General features: G+C 72.3%; 19 protein-coding genes. 6 read left to right on the top strand and 13 right to left on the bottom strand.

All coding sequences use genetic code 11. From position 1 onward, the window contains the following. Positions 1-213 precede the first annotated feature (213 nt). From OG990_RS28915 to OG990_RS28890, 6 genes are all read right to left on the bottom strand, one after another. Positions 214-351: a hypothetical protein gene (locus OG990_RS28915; protein WP_328422241.1), complete on the bottom strand. Its 138-nt coding sequence runs from the start codon at positions 349-351 to the stop codon at positions 214-216. 219 nt (positions 352-570) lie between these two features. After that, positions 571-2046, bottom strand: a complete 1476-nt coding sequence (locus OG990_RS28910; protein ID WP_406081925.1) for a dihydrolipoamide acetyltransferase family protein — start codon at positions 2044-2046, stop codon at positions 571-573. 5 nt (positions 2047-2051) lie between these two features. After that, positions 2052-3041 (bottom strand): alpha-ketoacid dehydrogenase subunit beta, encoded by a 990-nt coding sequence (locus OG990_RS28905; protein WP_328422243.1) that lies wholly within the window; start codon positions 3039-3041, stop codon positions 2052-2054. Beyond that, positions 3041-4216, bottom strand: coding sequence for a pyruvate dehydrogenase (acetyl-transferring) E1 component subunit alpha (pdhA, locus tag OG990_RS28900; protein ID WP_355600969.1), 1176 nt, complete (start codon positions 4214-4216; stop codon positions 3041-3043). The genes OG990_RS28905 and pdhA overlap by 1 nt, the downstream gene beginning before the upstream one ends. A gap of 643 nt (positions 4217-4859) precedes the next feature. Beyond that, on the bottom strand, positions 4860-5078 hold the full coding sequence (locus tag OG990_RS28895) for a hypothetical protein (protein WP_328422247.1): 219 nt from the start codon (positions 5076-5078) through the stop codon (positions 4860-4862). An 84-nt stretch (positions 5079-5162) separates the two neighbouring features. Further along, the gene (locus OG990_RS28890) at positions 5163-5489 is read right to left on the bottom strand and encodes a hypothetical protein (RefSeq protein WP_386986015.1); all 327 of its coding nucleotides are present in this window, start codon (positions 5487-5489) and stop codon (positions 5163-5165) included. A gap of 87 nt (positions 5490-5576) precedes the next feature. On the opposite strand from OG990_RS28890, the gene OG990_RS28885 reads away from it, so the two are divergent. Then, positions 5577-6200: a phosphatase PAP2 family protein gene (locus tag OG990_RS28885; RefSeq protein WP_328422251.1), complete on the top strand. Its 624-nt coding sequence runs from the start codon at positions 5577-5579 to the stop codon at positions 6198-6200. A gap of 93 nt (positions 6201-6293) precedes the next feature. On the opposite strand, the gene OG990_RS28880 is transcribed toward OG990_RS28885, so the two are convergent. Genes OG990_RS28880 through OG990_RS28870 form a run of 3 tightly spaced genes read right to left on the bottom strand, consistent with a single transcriptional unit; the run spans position 6294 to position 11101 of the window. Beyond that, a complete protein-coding gene (locus OG990_RS28880; protein ID WP_406077778.1) occupies positions 6294-7517 on the bottom strand; it encodes a hypothetical protein in 1224 nt (407 codons plus the stop codon). 57 nt (positions 7518-7574) lie between these two features. Next, positions 7575-9260, bottom strand: coding sequence for a GTPase (locus OG990_RS28875; RefSeq protein ID WP_406077777.1), 1686 nt, complete (start codon positions 9258-9260; stop codon positions 7575-7577). Next, positions 9257-11101: an ABC transporter gene (locus tag OG990_RS28870; protein ID WP_406077776.1), complete on the bottom strand. Its 1845-nt coding sequence runs from the start codon at positions 11099-11101 to the stop codon at positions 9257-9259. The genes OG990_RS28875 and OG990_RS28870 overlap by 4 nt, the downstream gene beginning before the upstream one ends. A gap of 220 nt (positions 11102-11321) precedes the next feature. Here OG990_RS28870 and dnaK point away from each other — a divergent pair, with 220 nt between their 5' ends. The 5 genes from dnaK to OG990_RS28845 all read left to right on the top strand — a co-directional run bounded on the left by dnaK (position 11322) and on the right by OG990_RS28845 (position 16074). Beyond that, complete coding sequence (dnaK, locus tag OG990_RS28865) at positions 11322-13202, top strand: molecular chaperone DnaK (protein WP_355600957.1); 1881 nt, start codon at positions 11322-11324, stop codon at positions 13200-13202. A 48-nt stretch (positions 13203-13250) separates the two neighbouring features. Further along, positions 13251-14009: a nucleotide exchange factor GrpE gene (locus tag OG990_RS28860; RefSeq protein WP_406077775.1), complete on the top strand. Its 759-nt coding sequence runs from the start codon at positions 13251-13253 to the stop codon at positions 14007-14009. Between the two features lie 85 nt (positions 14010-14094). Beyond that, a complete protein-coding gene (dnaJ, locus tag OG990_RS28855; RefSeq protein WP_328422263.1) occupies positions 14095-15276 on the top strand; it encodes a molecular chaperone DnaJ in 1182 nt (393 codons plus the stop codon). Positions 15277-15306: 30 nt separating this feature from the next. Next, positions 15307-15747 carry a heat shock protein transcriptional repressor HspR gene (locus tag OG990_RS28850; protein ID WP_328426208.1) on the top strand — a complete coding sequence of 147 codons (441 nt, stop codon included), beginning with the start codon at positions 15307-15309 and terminating at the stop codon, positions 15745-15747. 132 nt (positions 15748-15879) lie between these two features. Continuing rightward, entirely contained in the window at positions 15880-16074 is a 195-nt protein-coding gene (locus OG990_RS28845) for a hypothetical protein (RefSeq protein WP_328422265.1), read from the top strand. 53 nt (positions 16075-16127) lie between these two features. On the opposite strand, the gene OG990_RS28840 is transcribed toward OG990_RS28845, so the two are convergent. The 4 genes from OG990_RS28840 to OG990_RS28825 form a co-directional block, all read right to left on the bottom strand. Further along, positions 16128-16559, bottom strand: coding sequence for a hypothetical protein (locus OG990_RS28840; protein WP_328422267.1), 432 nt, complete (start codon positions 16557-16559; stop codon positions 16128-16130). 210 nt (positions 16560-16769) lie between these two features. Beyond that, positions 16770-17975: a cation:proton antiporter gene (locus OG990_RS28835; protein ID WP_355600950.1), complete on the bottom strand. Its 1206-nt coding sequence runs from the start codon at positions 17973-17975 to the stop codon at positions 16770-16772. A gap of 5 nt (positions 17976-17980) precedes the next feature. After that, positions 17981-18481 (bottom strand): cation:proton antiporter regulatory subunit, encoded by a 501-nt coding sequence (locus tag OG990_RS28830; protein WP_328422271.1) that lies wholly within the window; start codon positions 18479-18481, stop codon positions 17981-17983. A gap of 80 nt (positions 18482-18561) precedes the next feature. Continuing rightward, positions 18562-18780, bottom strand: a complete 219-nt coding sequence (locus tag OG990_RS28825; RefSeq protein ID WP_406077774.1) for a winged helix-turn-helix domain-containing protein — start codon at positions 18778-18780, stop codon at positions 18562-18564. Between the last annotated feature and the right edge of the window lie 161 nt (positions 18781-18941).

The raw sequence follows: 18941 nt of genomic DNA, 5'->3' as shown, positions 1-18941 counted from the left end.
GAGCACCGGTCGTCACTCCGCGTTGCCGGTCGGTGTCGAGCAGCTTCTATCGGATCGGCATGTGCCGGGCCAGCGGGCGGTGACCGAAGCCCACCGTACCGGGCGCTGCGGCAGGGCGGAATCCCGGTGCCGAGGCGCGGTGAAACGCCGATGGCCCACCCGGTTCGCCGGGTGGGCCATCGATCTGGAGGAGGTGAGGAAAGTGGTGGAGCGTCAGCTCATGTGACGCTGGGCGATGACGAGGAGTTCGTCGCGGACCGCCGGCGAGCTCGCGGACCGCAGCGCGTGCTCGATGGCACGGGCGCGGCGGGTGGCGTCGCGGTGGTTGCGGATGCGCTCGATCATGCTCATTGGTGGGTCCCCCTGGCTATTCGGTTGTCAGCCCTTGATGGCTCTATTTAACCTCAGAACCGGGTCAACTTCCATCGATTATTAGGTGAGCTGGGACACCTGCCTAACAATCAAAGGTCAGAGGGCCTGGTGGGCGACGGTTTCGTTTGCTGAACGGACACGGCCGGTGTGCCGGGGATTAACCCGTGGCACACCGGCCGTGGCCTGGTGTTCGGACGGTCAGGTCCAGGCGAGCAGCGCCGCCTCCGGGTCGGCGAGGAAGTCGCCGATGTCGCGCAGGAACTTCGAGCCCAGTTCACCATCGATGATCCGGTGGTCGAAGCTCAGCCCCAGCGTGGTGACCTGACGCACCTTGACCTTGCCCTTGTGCACCCAGGGCATCTCCCGCACCGCGCCGAAGGCCAGGATCGCCGACTCACCCGGCGGCAGGATGGGCGTGCCGGTGTCCACCCCGAACACCCCGACGTTGGTGATGGTCAGGGTGCCGCCGGACATGTCAGCCGGCGAGGTGCGCCCGGACTTCGCCGTCTGCACCAGATCGGTCAGCGCGTCCGCCAGCTCGCGCAGCGAGAGCCGGCCGGCGTCCTTCACGTTCGGCACGATCAGGCCGCGCTCGGTGGCCGCCGCGATACCGAGGTTGACGTACTCCTTGACCACGATCTCGTCGCCGGCCCAGGTCGAGTTGACCATCGGATGACGCTTGACCGCCAGCAGCACGGCCTTCGCCACCAGCAGCAGCGGCGAGACCCGGACGTCGCGCCACTCCCGCCGGTCGCGCAGCCGGTCGAGCGCCTTCATCGCCCGGGTCACGTCGACGGTCAGGAACTCCGTCACATGCGGGGCGGTGAACGCCGAGCGGGACATGTTCTCGGCGGTGAGCTTGCGTACCCCCTTGACCGGGATGCGCTGCTCGCGGTCGGCGCCGAAGCTCGCGGCGCTCGTGGCCGCCGACGTCACCGCGATCGGCTCGGCCGCCGCCACGGCCCCGCTCGCCGCCTGCTGCACGTCCTCCCGGGTGATCGAGCCCAGCGGACCCGAACCGGTCAGCGTGCGCAGGTCGACGCCGAGGTCCTTGGCGAGCTTGCGCACCGGCGGCTTGGCCAGGACCAGCCCGCCGGCCAGCGGAGCGCCCTGGCCGTTCTGCCCAGGCGCCGGCACGGCTGCCGGCTGTGGAGCCGGCGCGACCGGCGCGACCGGCGCGACCGGCGTCGCCTCGGCCTGCGCGGGGACGCCACCCTTGCGCGGGCGGCGCTTCGCGGAGGTGGTGCGGGGGCCGTAGCCGACCAGCACCGCGGTCCGGCCACCCGGGGCGGGACCGCCGATCAGGCCAGGCTCCACCATGCCCTCGGCCGGTGCCACCTCGACCGCGGCCAGCGAGGCCGCCGACGGGGTGGGCAGGGAGCCGCCGGGCGTGGCCGTGGTCGACGGCTCGGCCAGCGGGCCGGCGCCCGGGTCGGTGTCGATCGCGATGATCGGCGTGCCGACCTCGACCGTGGTGCCCTCCGGGTGGAAGATCGCGTGCACCTGCCCGGCCCACTTCGCCGGGATCTCCACGGCCGCCTTGGCCGTCTCCACCTCGACGATCGGCTGGTTCAGCTCGATGGTGTCGCCGACCTTGACCAGCCAGGACAGGATCTCGCCCTCGGTCAACCCCTCGCCCAGGTCGGGCAGGTTGAATTCCTTGATCCGGGACATGCCGCTCACCAGCCGAAGGAGCGGTCGACGGCGTCGAGCACCCGGTCCAGGTCGGGCAGGTACTCCTCCTCCACCCGGGCGGCCGGGTAGGGGATGTCGAAGCCGGTCACCCGCAGCACCGGTGACTCCAGGGAGTAGAAGCACTCCTCGGTGATCCGCGCGGCCAACTCGGCGCCGAGGCCGATGTTCGACGGCGCCTCGTGCACCACCACGGCGCGGCCGGTGCGCTTCACCGACTCGTACGCCGCGGTCAGGTCCAGCGGGGAGAGCGAGCGCAGGTCGATGACCTCCAACTCCCGGCCGTCCTCGGCGGCGGCGGTCGCCGCCTCCAGGCACGTCCGCACCATCGGCCCGTAGGCCAGCACGGTGACGTCGGTGCCGGGCCGCACCACCCGGGCCGAGTGCAGCGGGTACGCGTCGGCCAGCGGCGCGTCCAGGTCGACCGGACCCTTCTCCCAGTAGCGGCGCTTGGGCTCCAGGAAGACGATCGGGTCGTCCGAGGCGATGGCCTGCTGGATCATCACGTACGCGTCCTGCGGGTTGGCGCAGGACACCACCTTCAGGCCGGCGGTGTGCGCGAAGTACGCCTCCGGCGACTCGGAGTGGTGCTCGACCGCGCCGATGCCGCCGCCGAACGGGATCCGGATCACCATCGGGATGTTGAGCTTGCCGCGCGAGCGGTAGTGCATCTTCGCCACCTGCGACACGATCTGGTCGTACGCGGGGTAGACGAAGCCGTCGAACTGGATCTCGCAGACCGGGCGGTAGCCGCGGATGGCCAGGCCGACTGCGGTGCCGATGATGCCGGACTCGGCCAACGGGGTGTCGATAACCCGGTCGTCGCCGAAGTCCTTCTGGAGCCCGTCGGTGATCCGGAAGACGCCGCCGAGCTTGCCGACGTCCTCGCCCATGATGATGACCTTGGGGTCGTTCTCAAGGGCGCGGCGCAGACCGGTGTTGAGGGCCTTGCCGAGGGTGAGCGTCTCCGTGGCCATCAGTGGGCGCTCCCCTCGAACGACTCCATGTAGCGGCTGAACTGCGTGCGCTGCTCGTCGAGCAGCGGAGACCCGTTGGGGTAGACGTGGTCGAACATCGTCACCGGCTCCGGGTTGGGCATGGCGAGCACCCGCTCGCGCAGGTGCACCGACTCGCGGCGGGCCTGCTCGTCGACCTCGGCGAAGAAGTCGGCGTCGGCGATCTGCTGCTTCTCCAGGAAGGCCTTGACCCGGGCGATCGGGTCCTTGGCCTGCCACGCCTCGACCTCGCTGGCGATCCGGTAACGGGTCGGGTCGTCGGAGGTGGTGTGCGCGCCCATCCGGTAGGTGTACGCCTCGATCAGGCTCGGGCCCTGCCCGTGCCGGGCGTTGTCCAGCGCGGTACGGGTGACCGCGTAGGTGGCCAGCACGTCGTTGCCGTCCACCCGGATGCCGGGGAAGCCGAAGCCGGCGGCCCGCTGGTAGAGCGGGATGCGGGTCTGCCGCTCCAGAGGCTCGGAGATCGCGTACTGGTTGTTCTGGCAGAAGAAGACCATTGGCGCGTTGAACACGCCGGCCCAGACAAATGCCTCGTTGACGTCACCCTGGCTGGTGGCCCCGTCGCCGAAGTAGGCGATCACCGCTTCGCCGTCGTCGGTGCCGGTCTTGCCGTCCATGGTGATGCCCATGGCGTAGCCGGTCGCGTGCAGGGTCTGCGCCCCGATCACGATCGTGTACATGTTGAACTTGAACTCGTTCGGGTCCCAGCCGCCCTGGTCGACGCCGCGGAACAGGCCGAGCGGCATGATCGGGTCGATGCCCCGGCAGTAGAGGACGCCGTGCTCCCGGTAGGTCGGGAAGGCCATGTCCTGGGTGCGCAGCGCGCGCCCGGAGCCGACCTGGGCCGCCTCCTGGCCGAGCAGACTGGCCCAGATGCCCAGCTCGCCCTGCCGCTGGAGCGCGGTCGCCTCGGCGTCGAGCTTGCGGACCAGCACCAGGTCGCGGTAGAGCCCGCGGTACTCCTCGTCGGTGAAGTCGACGCGGTACTCGATGCCGTCCGGCCCTGTGACGCTCTCGATCCGCTCGCCTTCGGGGGTGAGCAGCTGCACCAGCTCGGGATTGCCAGCCGCGCTCTTCCTGGAGCGGGGTGCCGCCCGCCTGCTGCGGGTGGTGCCCCCGGGGTCGCCCTTTGCCATCCGTCTCTCCCTGTCATGTCTGCGTCGGCACCGGGGGGTCACCCGGCCGCGCAACTCGTGCGCCTGTCCGGCTGCTGCCGGACCGGTTCCTGGCGGCCGCGCCTAGCCCCGGTGGGGGTTGCCGCGCGGCGTGAGCCGGATTCTGGCCGAACCCGGTTCGGGAGCGCCGGCGCTCAACCGCGCCTGCCGCGAGGGTGCGCGGAGGTCACGGCTGCGTTGCCGTCGTGCTCCATATTCGCAGAGCAGGTGAGCGCGCCCACAGTACGCCCGCCCCGCATTCCGACCGCCCACCCTTTGACGTCCTTTGTCGCCATGATGCCGCGACGTGGGCGCTAGGCGGTCCGGCGACGGTTCGTCATCGTTCGGTCATCTCCGCGTGTCGACACGCGGTGGAGGTTGGCTAACGCAGGGTAACTAGGCGAGGCTGATTACCGCAGGATCGTGCTGATCGGGTGCTTTGCCGGTGTTTTTCAGCCGACGGTGTCCGTCCGCGTCCTTCCGAAGCCGACGACAAGGGGTGTGCGGTGCACGAGCCAGGTGACGGTCCCGGCACACCGGCGCTCGGCCGGCACCGGTCGCCCGGCGGCTACCGCCCGGTGGTCGGCGCGCACCGCGCCCCCGGCGCCGGCAGCCCCTCCCGCGGTTACCTGCTCACCGTCGCGCTGCTGGCCGGCACCGCCTCGATGCCCATCCTCGCCGCGATCAGCGCGGGCTCGGCAACGTCGGGCAGCACCGCGCTACCGGACAGCAGCACCCCCTTCATCCCCACTCCGTCGGTCGGGCCGGTGGTGATCCCGCTGCCGATGACCAGCCAGCCGGCGCTTCCGCCACCCGCCACGCCCAACGTCGGCCCGACCGCCACCGATGGCTGGCTGCCCGCCGCTCCCCGACGTGTCCCGGAACGGCCGGGGCCCGCGCCGGCTGCCGCCAACGCGGAGCCCGCACGTCATGCGGTACCGCCGCCAGCACCGAGGCCCACCCGGAGCAGACCGCCGTCCCCGTCCCCGCCCAGCCCGTCGCCGGTGCCGTCGCCGACCGGTTCGCCGACCGACCCGCCGGACCCGACCCCGAGTCCGACGCCAACCGTGCCGGCGACGCCGACCGAGACCGATTCCTCGACCCCGACCGCATCGCCGACCAGCACACCGTCCGTACCGGCCAGCACGCCCACGCCGACCGCCACCCCCGGTGCATCGGGCAGCCGGCCCAGCCCGACCGCCCCGTCCACGCCCACGGTGAGCCGGTCGCCGCTGGCCGGACCGACGCACCCCACGGTGTCCCCGGCGGTACGGTGACGATCAGGCGCGACCGAGCCGGTGCCGGCGGTGGTCGGCGGTAGGCGCGTACCGGAGGGGGTGGCGTGGGCGGCGGTGCGGAACTCCGCCCGGTCACCACCCGGCCCGGCCCCGGGCTGCGGGTCGCCCGGCTCGTCACCGAGCTGACCGCCCCGGCCGTGCTGGTGTCGCTGCTGATGGTCGCCGTGAGCTGGCACAGCGCCCGGCGCGCGAGTCACGGCCTGGCGTGGGGCCTGCTCGCCACGCTCTTCGTCACCGGCATTCCGTTCGCCTACATCGTCGGCGGGGTACGCCGCGGCCGGCTCACCGACCACCACATCGGCCGTCGGGAGCAGCGTCGGGTACCGCTACTGGTCGGCCTCGGCTCGGTCGCCGCCGGGCTGGCCCTGCTCGCCGTGCTCGGCGCGCCCCGCCCGCTGCTGGCGCTGGCGGTGGCCGGGCTGGTCGGTCTGGTGGTCGCCGTGTCGGTGAGCCACTGGTGGAAGATGTCGATCCACTCGGCGGTGGCCGCCGGCACGCTGGTCATCCTTGCGCTGACCTTCGGTGCCCGGCTGCTCTTCGCCGCGCCGCTGCTGGCCGTCGTCGGCTGGTCCCGAGTGCGGCTGCGCGACCACACCGTGCCACAGGTGCTGGCTGGCGGTGTGCTCGGCGCACTCATCGCCGGGCTGGTCTTCGGCCTGCTGCGCTGACCGCGCCTGCCGCGCGGAGACCGGGCCGGCTGCGCGGAGACCGGGCCTGGCACCCGCCCGGGCGGCGAGAAATGCCGCCCGGCCGGCATGCCGTCAGGCGCCGTCGTCGGCGAGGCGGTGCCGGTTCGCCTCGATCCAGGCGTCGAGGGCGGCCGGGTCGTCCGGGTCCACCCCGTCGGCCATCAGCTGGGCGACGGCTGCGGTGGCCGGGCTGCGCCGCTCACCGGTGGAGTAGAGGCGGGCGAACTCCGGCACCATCTCCTCGATCGCCTCGTCGGTGCGCGCGGCGGCCGACTCGGGCAACCCGCGCTGGCGCGACGCGTACCGGGCCCAGGCGCGCAGGACCCTGGGCAGCATCGCCGCGTCGTCCATGTCCAGCACCGCGCGGCGGTGCACCCAGTCGAGCAGGAACAGCCCGGACACCGCGGGGCTCCACCGCATCGGGTCAGCGTCCGGGAAGGTCGCCGAGTGGTCCAGCAGCAGACTCAGGCAGAAGTGCAGCGAGGCCAGCTCCGGGCCGTCGACGGTGTCCAGCCCGAACCGGGTGGCCTCCGGCGCGGCCAGGAACCGCCGGACCAGGTCGGTGCGCTCAGCGGCGGAGAGCGGCTCGACCTCCGCCGGGCCGGTCGGGTCGGCGGCGGTGGGCAGCACCGCCAGCCGGAGGCCGACCAGCGCGCGGTCGGTGGAGAGCGAGCCCTCGCCGGGCAGCTCGCCCAGGTCGTCGGTGACCGCGAGATGCCGGGCCACCTCGCCGCGCAGCCGGGCCGGATCCTCGGTGCGGAACCAGGTCAGCTCGTCGTCCGCGCACATCTGCCGGACCTGGTCCAGGATCCGTTCCGCCGGCCCGCCGACGAAGATGTCCTTGGTGATCCCGATGTTGTGGTCCACCAGGGCCACCAGCGCGTGTTCGGGGCCGCCGGCCTCGTCGTCGTAGGCGAAGGTGGCGAGGTAGGAGGTCTGGTCGCCGTACACATCGCCGTACGCCCAACTGCCGGTCAGGTGCACCCGGCCGAGCTGCTCGGCCCAGGCCGGTGTCTGGCTGCCCGGGCGCACCCGCTCGGTGCCCTCGGCGTTGGGGACGAGCGCGGCGAAGACCTGCCGGATGGTGGTTGCCGCAGCGATCCGGCGGCGGGCGGTGGCGGCGAGGAACCCGGTGACGAACTCCCGTACGGCGGTGTCGCGGTCGGTCTCCGCGATCGCGTAGACGCTGCCCAGCAGTGCGCTGCCCAGCATCTCGGCGTCCAGCGCGGACTCCAGCTTGGTCACGTCGCGTGCGGCGTGCAGCACCGCGTCGTAGGGGGTCTGAGGCGTGGCCATGCTCCGACCCTACGCCGCCCGAGGGGTACGCAGAGCGCTAGCGAGCCGTGCGGAGCGTCAGCGGCGGGCGGCGTCCCGCAGTGCGTCGCGCGCTTGCGCGTACGAGGCGAGCACGATCCGCACCGGGGCGAGCACGTACTCCTCGCCCACCTGGGCGACCTCGGCCGTCAGCCGCTGCTCGGCGCGGGCTCGGGCCCGGCGGCCCGCCCAGCGCACCACAGGCCGGGTCAGCGCTGCCACCAGCAGCCCGGCCAGCAGCCCGCCGAGCAGCAGCAGGGTGGGCAGTGGCACCTGCCCGACCATCGGGTTGTCCAGCGCGGGCAGGCCGAGCACCCGCAGCGCGTAACCGAGCACCAGCCAGCCCAGCCCGACCACGGCAGCCAGCGTGACCAACCACTGCACGCCGCCGACCAGCCGCCACCAGAGCGGTCGACGGTCCAGGCCGAGGTCGGTGCTGGCGATCTTGCGGTCCAGCGCGTCTGGCAGGTCGCCGAGGCGGGACCGGGCGGCGGCGGTGACCGCGGTCGGCCAGGCGGCGGGCAGGTCGGCGGCGGCCCGGTCGGCCACCGCGCGGATGGCCAGGCCGAGCGCCGAGCGTTGGGCGGCTGTCGGGTCCGGTACCGAGGTCGCCGCGACCAGGCTCTCCGCCGGGTCGGCCCGGTCGCCGGCCGGGCCGGGCAGGTGCAGCCGGCGCAGCGGGTCGGGCCGCAGCCGCCGCCAGCCCCGGACAACCGGCCAGCCGGTGGCGGAGCCAGCCCGGTGCCGGTACGCCTGCTCCACCGCCTCGGTGACCGCAGGCACGCCGGCCGCGCCGGCCAGTGCCCGGTTCAGACCGTCGACGGCCGCATCGTCCGGTCCGCCAGCCGGCCGGGCCGAGCCGACCAGCTCGTCGAGCGTGGCGACCACCGTGTCGACGTCACCGGCGAGCCGGCGCAGCGCCGCCTGCCGCCCGGCGACCGTCTGCTCCAGCGCGGTGCGCAGCCCGGCCATCCCGGCCGGGTCGATGGCGGTGGTGGCCAACAGTGGCACGCCGGTCAGCCCGTCGGCGTCGAGCAGGCGGCGCAGGTCGTCCAGGACTCGGGGCAGTTGGGCCGTGGGCAGCCGGTCGGCCTGGTTGAGCACGACCAGGGTGACGTCGCGGTGTCGGTGGAACTCGCGCAGGTAGCTGTCGTGGATCACCCGGTCGGCGTACTTCTGTGGGTCGACCACCCAGACCACCTGGTCGACCAGGCCGAGCAGCCGGTCCACCTCCAGTCGGTGGGACCGCTGCACCGAGTCGAAGTCGGGCAGGTCGAGCAGGATCAGCCCGTGCAGCGCGGTCTCGTCGTCCGCGTCCAGCGCGCTCTCGCGGACGAAGCGGTGCCGGGGCAGTACGCCGATCCAGTCGAGGAGCCGGTTGGCGCCCTCTAGCGGCCCCCACACGCAGGCGTGCGCGACACCGGTGGTCGGCCGGCGGACCCCGACCGGCGAGAGCTCCAGTTGGGCCAACGCGTTGAAGAGGCTGGACTTGCCGCTGCCGGTGGCACCGGCCAGGGCGACCACGGTGTGGTCCCGGGACAGGGCGAGCCGGGTGCCGGCCCGCTCGATCAGTGTGTGCGCGGGCACCAGTTCGGCGTCGGGCAGCAGGCCGTCCGCCGCGGTGAGGAACCGGCGTACCCCCTCCAGGCGGGCGATCAGCGCGTCGGGGTCGACCCGCCGGTCGCCGCGGAACGCCTCGCGTACGCGGCCGGCGATGTTGCTCACCGGGAGCCCTCCTCATTCGCGGCAGGCAGTGTGTCGCCGCCGGCGGCGGCCAGGCCGCTGCGGTGCCGGGCCAGCTCGACCCGGCCGGCGGCCCGGCGCAACCCGTCGCCGGCCTCCGCGGCGGGGCGGGCGTCGGCGGTGCGGGTCAGGAAGCGGTCGGCCTCCGTGTCGAGCAGCGTCCGCACCCGGTCCAGCAGGTCGGCGCGGGCCTTGGCGGCGAGGGTACGTACCGCCTGGTCGCCGAAGATCGCCTGGAGTACGGCCTGCGCGGCGACCGTGGTGCCGGCCCCGGTTGCCACCTCCAACCCGGTCGGGATGAACGCGGTGGAGGCGAACACGGCGATCATCACGGCCAGCCCCGTGGCGTTCACCGCGTACGCGGCGGTGCGGGCCACGAACCGTTTGTCGCCGCCCTCGACCCGGACCAGCTCCAGCACGCCGCGTTGCCAGTCCCGGACCATTCGCTCGGCACGTTCGGGTAGGTCGTCGCTCGGGTGGGCGAGCGCCGGTTCGAGCAGCCCGGCCCCGGCCGGATGCGCCTTCCACCCGGTGTGCGCGGCTTCGGCCGCCTCGGAGGCCACCCCGCGCAGCAACGTGACCAGCTGCGACTCGATGGCGTTGCGCAGTTCGGTGGCGGGCGCCGGTCGGCCGGTGACGACGGCCACCACGCGGTCCCGTAGCCGCCCGATCCGCGCCTCCAGGGTGCGGAAGAACTCTCCGGTGCCGACGAACTCCTGCCACCGGGCGAGCACCTCACCGCGGAGCAGCCGACCGTCCTGCAGGCCCTGCTCGACGGTCCGCTCGGCGCCCCGGTAGGCGGCCCGGACCCGTTCGTCCAGCCCGTCGGCGGCGGCGACCTGTTCGTCGGCGGCGTCGGCCAACTCCTCGACGGCCGGGTGCAGCGCGGCCAGCGCCCCGTCCAGGGTCTGCCGGACGACCGCCGCCCGGGCGTCGGCGTCGGCGGCCAGCCGGGCGAACCAGTCGGCCAGCGGTGCGGTGACCCCCTCGGGCAGCAGCCCCTGGCCGTCGACCCAGGTCTCTGGCAGCACGAACAGCGGTGCCCGGCCGAGGTCCTGCGCGGCGAGCATCTCGGCCAGATGCGCGGCGATCTCGTCGCTGGCCTCTGCCGGCACCCGGTCCAGCACCATGGCAATCACCGCGCCCCGGGCCCGGGCGCTGCGCAGCAGCCCCCAGGGCACCGCGTCGGCGTACCGGGCGGCGGTGGTGACGAAGAGCCAGAGGTCGGCGGCGGCCAGCAACTGGCCGGCGAGTGCCCGGTTGGCGTCGACCACCGAGTCGATGTCCGGCGCGTCGAGGAAGGCCAGCCCGGCGGGCAGGGCCGGGGCGGTGACCAGGTGCAGGGCGCGGGGATCTTCGCTCGGCTCGGTGGTGCGGGTCAGCCCGGGCAGCAGCTCACCCTGCCGGAACCAGGCCGCGTCTGCCGGGTTGCAGACCAGCACCGGCGAGCGGGTGGTCGGCCGGAGCACGCCGGCGGCGCTGACCCGGGCCTTGACCAGGCTGTTGACCAGGGTCGACTTGCCCGCGCCGGTGGAGCCGCCGACGACCACGAGCAGTGGCGCGTCGAGCCGGGCGAGTCGGGGCAGCAGATAGTCGTCGAGCTGGTCGGTGAGGGTGGTGGCAGTCTGCCGGGCCGAGGCGGCGGAGGGCAGCGCAAGGGGGTACCGGGTGGCGCCGATCGCGGCCCGGAGACCCGTCAGCGCAGCGGGGAGGCTGTCGTCCCCGGTGGTGGCGGGCGGCTCCTCCGCGGCGTCCGGCGGGCCGGTGCGGGCTGCGACGGCGGGCGCTCCGGAACGGGTGGCGGAATCGCCGGGCGTCGTCACCGCTAAAGCGTGCCCGACCGATGCAAGGGAAGACAACCGGACGGTAATAACGGCTGGGTTGCGTCGGGTCGGCTCAACCCAACTTGACGATTCGCCGGGGCGTGGCACTATTGAGTCAAGTTCACTCAACTTGTGGTGTGGTCCGCTGCGGGCGGTGCCCGCCAGCAGCCCACGGGCGATGCCCGTCACCTGCACAACCTTACGAAGCGAGGAAGCGAAGATGGCACGTGCGGTCGGTATCGACCTCGGCACGACGAACTCCTGCGTCAGCGTTCTCGAGGGCGGTGAGCCCACCGTCATCGCCAACGCTGAAGGCTCGCGGACGACCCCGTCGATCGTCGCGTTCGCCCGCAACGGCGAGGTGCTCGTCGGTGAGGTCGCCAAGCGCCAGGCGGTGACCAACCCGGACCGGACGATCCGGTCGGTCAAGCGCGAGGTCGGCACGAACTGGTCCGTCGACATCGACGGCAAGAAGTACACCCCGCAGGAGATCTCGGCCCGGACCCTGATGAAGCTCAAGCGGGACGCTGAGGCGTACCTGGGTGAGCAGATCACCGACGCGGTGATCACCGTCCCGGCCTACTTCAACGACAGCCAGCGCCAGGCCACCAAGGAGGCCGGTGAGATCGCCGGCTTCAACGTGCTGCGGATCGTCAACGAGCCGACCGCGGCCGCCCTGGCGTACGGGCTGGACAAGGGCTCCAAGGAGCAGACCGTCCTGGTCTTCGACCTCGGCGGCGGCACCTTCGACGTGTCGCTGCTGGAGCTGGCTGAGGGCGTCATCGAGGTCAAGTCGACCAGCGGTGACAACCACCTCGGCGGGGACGACTGGGACCAGCGGATCATCGACCACCTGGTGAAGACCTTCCGCGGCGAGCACGGCATCGACCTGGGCCAGGACAAGATGGCCCTGCAGCGGCTCCGTGAGGCCGCCGAGAAGGCCAAGATCGAGCTGTCCGCCGCCACCACCACCAACATCAACCTGCCGTACATCACCGCCGGCGCGGCCGGCCCGCTGCACCTGGACGTGACGCTCAGCCGCGCCGAGTTCCAGCGGATGACGCAGGATCTGCTGGACCGCTGCAAGGGCCCGTTCGAGCAGGCCGTGAAGGACGCCGGGATCAAGATCTCCGACGTCGAGCACGTGATCCTGGTCGGCGGTTCGACCCGGATGCCCGCCGTGACCGACCTGGTCAAGCAGCTCACCGGCCGCGACCCGAACAAGGGCGTCAACCCGGACGAGGTCGTCGCCGTCGGTGCCGCCCTGCAGGCCGGCGTGCTCAAGGGTGAGGTCAAGGACGTCCTGCTGCTCGATGTGACCCCGCTGAGCCTGGGCATCGAGACCAAGGGCGGCATCTTCACCAAGCTGATCGAGCGCAACACCACGATCCCGACCAAGCGCTCCGAGGTCTTCACCACGGCGGACGACAACCAGCCGTCGGTGCTGATCCAGGTCTTCCAGGGTGAGCGGGAGATCGCGGCCTACAACAAGAAGCTCGGCACCTTCGAGCTGACCGGCCTCCCGCCGGCGCCGCGTGGCGTGCCGCAGATCGAGGTCGCCTTCGACATCGACGCCAACGGCATCGTCAACGTCCACGCCAAGGACCTCGGCACCGGCAAGGAACAGAAGATGACGATCACCGGCGGCTCCTCGCTGCCGAAGGACGACATCGAGCGGATGCGCCGGGACGCCGAGGAGCACGCGGAGGAGGACAAGCGCCGCCGCGACGACGCCGAGACCCGCAACGTGGCCGAGGCACTCCAGTGGCAGACCGAGAAGTTCCTCGCCGAGAGCGGCGACAAGCTGCCCAGCGAGAACCGGGAGCAGATCAACGAGGCGCTCGGTGAGCTGCGTGGCGCCCTCGGCGGTCAGGACATCGAAAAGATCAAGTCGGCGCACGAGCGGCTCGCGCAGGTCTCCCAGCAGGCCGGTTCGCTGCTCTACTCGCAGCAGGCCGAGGAGGGCCAGCAGCCCGGCGGCGAGGCCGGCCCGGGTGCGACCGGTGCGACCGGCCCGCAGGCCGGCGCCGCCGGTGGCGCTGCGAGCGGCGCCGACGACGTGGTCGACGCGGAGATCGTGGACGAGGACGGCAAGAAGTGACCGTCGGCCTCCGACACGTATCCACGCCGAAGGGGATGAGGTAGCCGCATGACGCAGAAGCCACGAGCCGCCGACCCGGGCGAGACCGGGTCGACGCCGGGTGGCTCCGCGCCCACCGAGCCGGCCACCGGCGACGGGGAGCGGGACGTCATCCGCAACAACCGCAAGCTCAGCGACACGACGGAGCCGGAGGGCACCGCCGCCGACGCGGGGAGCGACGTCCCCGCCGACGGCCTGGTCGAGGACGCCGAGATCGTGGTCGACGAGATCGAGATCGAGGCGACCTCGGCCGACGGCCCCACGCCGGCCGGTCCGCCGGTGGTGGACGCCCCGGCGCAGCCGGTGGGCGGCGGCGGCACCGGCACGGTGCTGGGCGCCGAGCTGGAGGCGCTCCGGGCCGAGCTGGACGAGCGGACCCGGGACCTGCAGCGGGTGTCGGCGGAGTACGCCAACTACCGCAAGCGGGTGGACCGGGACCGCAGCCTGGTGCAGGAGCAGGCGACCGGCTCGGTGCTGGCCGCGCTGCTGCCGATCCTGGACGACCTGGACCGGGCCCGGGAACACGGCGACCTGGTCGGGCCGTTCGGCACGGTGGCGGAGCAACTCACCACCGCGCTGGGCAAGTTCGGCCTGACCGCCTTCGGTGAGCAGGGCGACCCGTTCGACCCGACCCGGCACGAGGCGGTCGCGCACCAGACCTCGGCCGAGGTCAGCGAGCCGACCTGCGTGCAGGTCATGCGGCGCGGCTACCAGCTCGGTGAGCGGCTGCTGCGCCCCGCGCTGGTCGCGGTAGCGGATCCGGAATAGTGCGAGACAGTGACCGGGCCGTCCCGTCCGCCGCGATGCGGTGGGCGGGACGGCCCGACCACGACGGTAGGAAGGGGGTGGACCGGTGAGTTCGAAGGACTGGCTCGAGAAGGACTTCTACGCCGTGCTCGGCGTGGACAAGGCCGCCTCCGCGGATGACATCAAGAAGGCGTACCGCAAGTTGGCGCGGGAGTCGCACCCGGACCACAACCCGGGCGACCCGAAGGCCGAGGAGCGGTTCAAGGCCGCGTCCGAGGCGTACAACGTGCTGTCGGACACCGGCCGTCGCCGGGAGTACGACGAGATGCGTTCGCTGTTCGGCTCGGGCGCGTTCCGGCGCAATGCGCGGGGTGCGGGGCCGGGCGGCGTGCCCTTCGACGTCTCCGACCTGTTCGGCGGCGGGGCCGAGGGCGGTGACCGTCGCTTCGGCGGGGCCGGCTTCCAGGACCTGTTCAGCTCGATCTTCTCCGGCGGCCAGGGCGGTGGGCAGGCCGCGCCGCGCGGCCCGGCCCGCGGTCGGGACGTGGAGACCGAGGTGGCGCTGGACTTCGGCGACGCGGTGCGCGGGGTGACTCTGCCGCTGACGCTCCGCGCCCCGGGCGTCTGCGACACCTGCCACGGCAACGGGGCCAAGCCCGGCACCCAGCCGCGCACCTGCCCGTCCTGCCACGGCGCCGGAGTGACCACCCGCAACCAGGGGTCGTTCAGCTTCTCCGAGCCGTGCCGCACCTGCCAGGGCGTCGGCACGGTGGTCGAGGAGAAGTGCCCCGAGTGCCACGGCAGCGGCGGGGTCACCAAGACCCGCACGCTGAACGTGCGCTTCCCCGCCGGGGTGGCCGACGGCCAACGGATCCGGCTGGCCGGGCGGGGCGAGCCGGGTGAGCGCGGCGGCCCGGCCGGTGACCTGTTCGTGCACGTCAAAGTCCGGCCGGACGAGCTGTTCGGGCGTACCGGCGACGACCTGACGCTGACCGTGCCGGTCACCTTCGCGGAGGCCGTGCTCGGCACGGACCTCCGGGTGCCCACGCTCGACGGCGCGGTGACCCTGCGGGTCCCGCCGGGTACGCCGAGCGGTCGGGTGCTGCGGGCTCGGGGCAAGGGCGTGGTCCGCCGCGACGGGCAGGCCGGCGACCTGCTGGTCACGCTGGACGTGGTGGTGCCGGCCCGGTTGTCGGACGAGGCGCGCACGGCGCTGGAGGCGTTCGCCGAGCAGAGCCCGCCAGCGGCACGGGAACATCTCGACGCACGGGTGCGTCGGATCAGTTAGTCCGGTGGGATGGACGCGGAGGTGAGCGGGATGTCGGGCGAGTTCCTCGGTTCGGGTGACCCTGCCTACGAGGCCAAGGTGCTGATGATCTCGGTCGCGGCACGGATGGCGGGGATGCACCCACAGACCCTTCGCCAGTACGACCGGCTGGGGCTCGTGCAGCCCGGCCGGGCGGCCGGCGGCGGGCGTCGGTACAGCGTGCGCGACGTGGTGCTGCTGCGCGAGGTGCAGCGGCTCAGCCAGGACGACGGGATCAACCTGGCCGGCGTCAAGCGGATCATCGGGCTGGAGCAGTTGCTGGAGCAGGCGCAGCAGCGGGTGGCCCGGCTGGAGGCGGAGTTGGACGCCGCGTACCGCCGGGTGGCCGAGCTGGAGTCGCTCGCCCGCTTCCCGGGCCGGGATCTGGTGCCGACCAACCGCACCTCCACCGCGCTGGTGGTCTGGCGTCCCCGCCGCCTGCCCGATCGCTGACCCGCTCTTCCGGTCCCTTCTCCTCGGCCCGGCCCGCTCCGGTTTTCCGGCGCGGGCTGGGCCGTTCCGGTTAGCCTGTCGACACGGGTTCTATCGGCTTAATTCGGACCTACCGGCATAGCAGGGGGAGCGATGGCGGAGCCGGCGAAGGAGATGGCCCAGCAGACGGAGGACCGGCTCGAAGACCTGGCCGACACCATCCGCGAGAAGTTCGACAAGGTGACCGAGGGAAGCTTCCGGGACCAGATCACCGAAGGGCGGTTCGCCGACCAGGTCGACCACGGCGTCGACCAGGGCCGGGCCGAGACCCAGCGGAAGCAGGACTGACCGGTAACCGACGTGCGGGCCGGGACCCACGGGGGGTCCCGGCCCGTTCGCCGTCAGCCGAGGCGGCGGTTTTCGCGGACCAGGCCGCCCTCGCACCAGTCCCGGTAGGCGAAGAGGTCCGGTCGGGCCAGCAACACCCGGCCGTTGTGCGCCCAGATCTTCATCAGCTCGTCGCCGTCGCGCTCCGCCTGCTCGACCAGCTTGCGGAAGCGGCGCTTCGGGTGCGCGCGGAAGTTCGTCCGGATGCCGTCGGCCGCGTAGATGTAGAGGCAGTGCAGCGCGAAGCGGCGGGCCGGACAGGTCGAGTCCATCGCAAGCTCGAAGAGCGTCAACACCAGCCGGTCACCGGAGACCAGGAGGTCCCAGTCGGGTGGCATGGAAGCCAACGGCACCGAATCGGGCTGGTACGCCCAAGCTCGTAACTCCGCCGGAGTCGGATCGACGGGGTTAGCGAAGCCGTGGAACGTCGACTCCTGCACGCTCACCGGCCAACCTTCCGCTCTCGCCCGCGTCGGCACTGGCCGTCCGCGAACCCTGGCTGCTGGGGCGAAACGGTAACCCGCCGTCGGGTGCTGCGGTAGCCCTCGTTGGGAGCAATTCAGCAACCGTTGGCCTGGCCGGGCGAACTGGATGGTCGAGCGGACACGAGCACCGCCGCCGCCGTTCAGAATGCGGGAAACGGCGGCGGCGACGCGTCAGTCGTGAATCGGAACCGGCTCCCGCCGCTGGGCCGCCGCGCGGGTGCGCAGCCACCGCTTGAACCACGGGAAGTCGGGCAGCCGGGCCAGCATCGGCCCGGTCACGACGGTGATCAGTACGTACGCCGTCGCCAGCGCGGCCAACCGTGGCTCGACGCTGCCGGAGGCCACCGCGAGCCCGGCGATGACGATGGAGAACTCACCGCGGGGTACGAGTGCCAGGCCGGCACGCCAACGACCGGGTTCGGCGATGCCGACGCGACGGGCCGCGAGGTAGCCGGTGAGCGTCTTCGTCGCCATGGTGACCACGGCCAGCGCGAGTGCCGGCAGCAGCACCGGAGGGATGTCCCGTGGATCGGTGACCAGCCCGAAGAAGACGAAGAACACCGCGGCGAACAGGTCCCGCAGCGGGGAGAGCAATTGGGTCGCGTGGTGCGCCACCGGGCCGGAGAGCGCGATGCCGACCAGGAACGCGCCGACCGCCGCCGAGACCTGGAGCTTCGCCGCGAGGCCGGCGATCAGCAGGGTCAGACCGAGTACGCCGAGCAGCAGCGCCTCCGGGTCCTTCGCCGACAGGGCGGACGAGATCAGATGGCCGTACCGAATGGCGACCACCAGCACGAGCAGCACCGTGCCCACCGCGACGGCGAGCGCGATGCCGCCGCCGAGCAGGCCAGTGCCGGCCAGCACGGCGGTTACCAGCGGCAGGTAGAGCGCCATCGCCAGGTCCTCGATCACCAGGACCGAGAGGATCACCGGCGTCTCCCGGTTACCGAGCCGGCCCAGGTCGGCGAGGACCTTGGCGATCACCCCGGAGGAGGAGACCCAGGTGATGCCGCCGAGCACCAGGGCGGCCACCCAGTCCCAGCCGAGCAGCAGGGCGAACGCCGCGCCGGGCAGCGCGTTGAACACGCCGTCGATCAACCCGGCCGGGGCTGCCGAACGGAGGTTGCCGACCAGTTCGTTGGCCGAGTACTCCAGGCCGAGCATCACCAGCAGCAGGATCACGCCGATCTCGGCGCCGACCGCGAAGAACTCCTCGCTGGCGTTGAGCGGGAGCAGCCCGCCGTGCCCGAACGCCAGCCCGGCGAGCAGGTAGAGGGGAATGGGTGAGAGGCCAACCCGGCGGCTGAGCCGGCCGAGGACCCCAAGCAGCAGCAGCAGCGCGCCGACTTCGACGAGCAGAGTTGTGGATTCGTGCATCCGCCTCAGCCGTCCGGGTCACTGTCGGCGAGGATGGCGGACACGCCGTCGAGACCCTTGCGGGTCCCGACAACGACCACCACGTCGCCGGCTGCGAAGCGGAAGGTGGGAAGCGGCGAGACGATAACCTCGCCGTCGCGCAGCACCGCCACGATGGAGGCGCTGGTGCGGGTACGCGCCTTGGTGTCACCGAGCTGCCGGTTGACGTACCGCGACCCGGCCGGGATGGCGAACTGCTCGGTGAGCAGACCGGCGGCCTGTTCGCGCAGCCCGGAGAGCTGGCCGAGCATCAGCGACGCGCCGAGGATGTCGGCCAGCGCCTCCGCCTCGTCGTCGGTCAGCGGGATGTCCGCCTGGCAGGAGTCGGGATCGTCGGGGTCATAGAGGACAAGATCACGGCGGCCATTGCGGTGGGAGACGACGCCCAAACGGCGTCCGGACTCCGTCACCAGATCGTGGCGTACCCCGATGCCTGGTAAGGCGGTCTGCTCGACACGTACTCGCACCCGCCAAGGCTACCGCTTCGTGAACCGGGCTTAGATCTTGGTCGAACTCGGCCCGTCCAGGGGCCGTTTCCTTCCAGGATCTAAGACTTCTCTGCCACGAAAACGCCGACGCCTTCCAGCGTCTCGGTCAGCCCGGTCGCTCGAAGAATCATCATGGCCTTGCCGACCACTGTGTCCGACACGCCGTACTCCTTGCAGAGCTGTGACCGGCTCGGCAGTCTCGTGCCGGGCGGCCACTCGCCTGATTCGATCTTGTTTCGTAGCTCGTCTGCGAGCACCTGATATTGCTGCTTGGGCATGCACACTCCCCGGATGGCACGCCCATTCGATCACGCGACCACCTCCAACCTCAAGCAATCGCAGGTCAGTCGTTGACCTACAACCGCTACCGATTGTAGGTTCAATGCGAACGCTTCCGGATGGCACTGGGGCGCTCAGCAGGCCGGGGCGGGCTTCCCCC

It is taken from the genome of Micromonospora sp. NBC_00858, from assembly GCF_045207365.1.
Lineage (GTDB): Bacteria > Actinomycetota > Actinomycetes > Mycobacteriales > Micromonosporaceae > Micromonospora.
Note: the sequence above shows the minus strand (reverse complement) of the source record. Positions and strands in the feature narration are given on the sequence as shown.